The 4,030-nt window shown below is 42.0% G+C and carries 3 protein-coding genes and 1 pseudogene; all 4 read left to right on the top strand.

Features of this window, described 5'->3' with window-relative positions:
• On the top strand, positions 1-1,016 hold a 1,016-nt coding region (locus tag ACEYCN_RS06105; RefSeq protein WP_373713410.1), incomplete at its 5' end, for a glycoside hydrolase family 1 protein.
• A gap of 35 nt (positions 1,017-1,051) precedes the next feature.
• Complete coding sequence (locus ACEYCN_RS06100; RefSeq protein ID WP_373713409.1) at positions 1,052-2,377, top strand: alpha-L-fucosidase; 1,326 nt, start codon at positions 1,052-1,054, stop codon at positions 2,375-2,377.
• A gap of 21 nt (positions 2,378-2,398) precedes the next feature.
• Positions 2,399-3,733, top strand: a pseudogene (locus ACEYCN_RS06095) (alpha-L-fucosidase); the annotation flags it as partial.
• Positions 3,734-3,798: 65 nt separating this feature from the next.
• Positions 3,799-4,030: ROK family protein (locus ACEYCN_RS06090; RefSeq protein WP_373713408.1), on the top strand; the 232-nt coding region annotated here is incomplete at its 3' end.

Raw genomic sequence — 4,030 nt, 5'->3', positions numbered from 1 at the left:
TGGAGAAAGGGGTTTGGGAATCGCGCGAGTCTGTTGATACTTTTGCCTGCTATGCCAAAACCGCCTTTCAAGCGTTCGGGGATTTGGTGCAAAATTGGACAACCTTTAATGAACCCATGGTTCACATTGAGTGTAGCTATCTACAAGGATATCATTATCCGGCCATTCACGATTTCAAAAAAGCAGTACAAGCTGGTTATCACACTTTAATGGCCCATATCAAAGCCGTCTCGGAGTTTCGAAAATTGCAAATAGAAAATGCAAAGATCGGCATTCTTCTGAATATTTCACCTGCTTATGCGAAAAGTGATGCACCAGAAGATTTAAGAGCAAAAGAGATAGCAGATCATCTCAATATCTTTTCTTTCCTAGATACAACGGTTTTAGGTCAGGTCCCAGATTTTCTAATCGAGATTCTTGCAGCAAATCAACTTTTACCAAAAACGGTTGCTGGTGACAAAGCCTTGATTGCAAATAATCCAGTAGATTTTGTTGGTATGAATTACTATCAGCCTTTCCGAGTACAAGCCAAGTTAGATGGCAAACAGCCAGCAGAAGATCCATCAGATTTGTATGCCAGCTATGTCTGGCCCAACCGTCGGATGAATGAGTACAGAGGTTGGGAAATCTATCCTGAAGCCTTATATGATGTTGCCATGCTCATGAAAACGAAGTATCATAATATCCCTTGGTTTGTTTCTGAAAATGGCATGGGGGTTGCGGATGAAGCGCGGTTTGCAGATAAAACGGGAATGATTCAAGATGATTATCGCATTGCCTTTATGCAGGAACATTTGGTCCAATTACAGCGAGGGATTGAAGCGGGCAGTCATTGCTTTGGCTATCATGCCTGGACTTTTGCGGACTGCTGGTCTTGGTTAAATGGCTATCGCAATCGCTATGGGTTTTACAGTGTTGATCTAGCAGATCATCAAAAGCGGACAGTCAAAAAATCAGGCCTTTGGTTCAAGACATTGACTGAAAATAATGGGTTTGAAGCGACAGAGTTTGAGTAACAAGCTTTAAATAGAGCTTACTGAGGGATATGATAATGGTAAAAAAACGTGAAGATATCGAAGAAAATTTAGAAGCTGAGCAAGAAGCCTATGGTAACTTAGCAAAAGAGGTGCAAGAAAAACTGGAGTGGTTTCAGGATCAAAAAATTGGCGTCATTTTTCATTGGGGTCTTTATGCGGAGGCAGGCATTGTTGAGTCTTGGCAGTTATCCGAAGAAGATGACTGGGCTAGAAAAAAGGGGGCTTGGCGGGATCAAATTGATGAGCTAAGACATGATTATTGGGCTTTGGATCAAGCGTTTAATCCAACAAAATTTGATGCGGCCGAGTGGGCAAAAGCTTGTCAAGCAGCTGGTTTTAAGTATATGATCTTTACGACCAAGCACCACGATGGGTTTGCCATGTACGACACACAGTTCAGTGATTACAAACTGACGGGAGGAGATGCTATCTTCCAAAATGATCCACGGGCAGATGCGTTTGGCCAGGTTGTTTCAGCCTTTCGTGAAGTCGGATTAGGTATTGGTGCCTATTATTCAAAACACGATTGGCATTCGCCGTATTATTGGGTGCCGGGCGAGTCGGCAAAGGGGCGTTTAGCTTCCTATGATCCAAAAGAAAAGCCAGAAATGTGGGCTAAGTTTAACCAGTTTGTCACCAATCAATTAACAGAAATTAGTGAGCATTACGGCCCATTGGATATCCTTTGGCTGGATGGTGGCTGGGTAAATGCTGGTCACAATGAATATTTGGACATGGATCAAATCGCTCAGAAGGTTCGAAAAGATCAACCAGATTTATTGATTGTAGACCGTACAATTGGTGGAAAGTATGAAAATTACGTCACACCAGAAAGAAAAATTCCTGAGTTAGCCCCACTCAAGGCTTGGGAGAGTAACATACCGCTAGCTAAAAACTGGGGTTATGTACCAAATGATCAGTACAAACCTTTTGAGGAAATCCTTGAAAGTGTGGTTAAAATTGTCTGCATGGGTGGTAACGTGATTTTAGGTGTTGGTCCAAAGCCAGATGGGACCTTGCCTGAACCCGCTCTAGACATTATGGGGCAATTGGGAGAGTGGTTGTCACAATATGGTCAAGCAATCTACAGCACGCGCCCTATTCAATTTAATCAAAGGTTGGCATTTGACTTTGTTGAAAAGGAAGGCACAGTCTATGGCTTTGCTATAAGCAGTCAACTCACCTTGAAAGATTTACTAGACTTGTCACAGGTAACATCACAACTTACCTTTTTAAACGATGGCTCAATCCTTGACCTATCGTTTGAAACGACAAAGTGTCCCAAGTTTGCTGAACATTACACGGTTATCAAATTTCAAAAAAAGAATACCCAGTTGTAAAAACAAAATCTTAAGTCAAAGGAAAAAGACATGAAAATACCGGAATTTCAAAAAAATCGTTTTGGTTTATTTATTCACTTTGGTGCCTATGCTGTCAATGGAAAATCAGAGTGGTTGAAAAGCCATGAAAAGATGACAGATGAAGCTTATCAAGTCTATATTGATGCTTTTTCTCCGGAAGAAAATTGCATGCAGGAGTGGGCGCGACTTGCTAAGTTAGCAGGAATGAAATATGCCGTTCTGACAACTAAACATCACGACGGGTTTTGTCTTTTTAATTCTAAGCTAACAGATTATTCAACCCAAAAGACATTGAATAGAGATCTTGTCCGTGAATTTGTTGAGGCTTTTCGCGCAGAAGGTATCAAGATTGGGTTTTATTATTCATTGATTGATTGGCATCACTTTGATTTCCCACATTATGGTGATTTGCAGCATCCCATGCGAACAGATCCCAAGGCATTTGAAGAAGAACCTCAGAGAGACTTGAATCGTTATCTGGATGATATGCATGGTCAAATTCGTGAATTACTCACCAACTATGGCAAAATCGACATCATGTGGTATGATTTTTCCTATAATAATCCAGTTGAAACAGGTCTCCCTAACATGAAAGGCGATACTTGGCGCGCTACTCAGCTTGTGGCCATGATGCATGACTTACAGACTGACTTGATTTACAATAATCGAATCGGATCAAACGGTGGGATGCTAGTAGCAGATCCTGAACTGTATGCAGGAGACTTCACATCACCAGAACAATTGCTTCCCCCGAAAGGCATGATGAACGAAAAAGGCGAACTCGTGCCTTGGGAAGCAGCGATTACCATGAATCACACTTGGGGTTATACCAATAACCCATTTGCCTATAAAAGTAGTAAGACTTTGATTCACGCTCTGGTCGACGCAGTGAGTAAAAATGGGAATTTATTACTCAATGTTGGGCCAGATGCCAGAGGTCACTTTCCAGAACTAGCAGCCGAACGTCTGGTTGCGATTGGAAAATGGATGGATCAAAATGCTGCGAGTATTTATGACTGTCAAGCAGCGCCAGTTGATAAACCAGAGTGGGGGAGATATACTTACAAACCAGCAACAGCTAGTCAAGGTGCGAAACTCTATGCCCATATCTATGAAAGAGGCGTAGGGCCACTTCCCTTGGCTGGTTTAGAAGGGAAATTGAAGTCAGCGACGCTTTTATCTGATGGGACGAGGTTAAATATGGATCGACCTTGGAATGTTTCCAAGTTTCCAAATGATGCCTTCCTTGAGCTTCCTTGGTTTGATAGTCTGCCAGATGACTTAGATACCGTCATCGAATTTGAACTATTGGATGGGGTCAACTTGGCTGAATAAGTCGCGTCTGGAGACGTGTGCTTGGTCACTTAGTCTTGATTAGAGAATTAAAGAAGGAGTGGAAGATGTCATTACTCACAATTGATGTTGGCGGTACGAGTATTAAATATGCTCTCTTTCGTAAAGGTGCACTCAGTCAGAAAGGAAGTTTTCCGACACCAACATCATTGACTGCTTACTATGAAGTACTAACAGAACTAGTTAAAAACTATGAGCAACTGTATCAAATTACAGGTGTTGCCATCAGCTCACCCGGCGCTGTCAATAAAACAACAGGTGCTATTGAAGGTGCTAGCG

It is taken from the genome of Streptococcus sp., assembly GCF_041802885.1.
Taxonomy (GTDB): Bacteria; Bacillota; Bacilli; order Lactobacillales; family Streptococcaceae; genus Streptococcus.
Note: the sequence above shows the minus strand (reverse complement) of the source record. Positions and strands in the feature narration are given on the sequence as shown.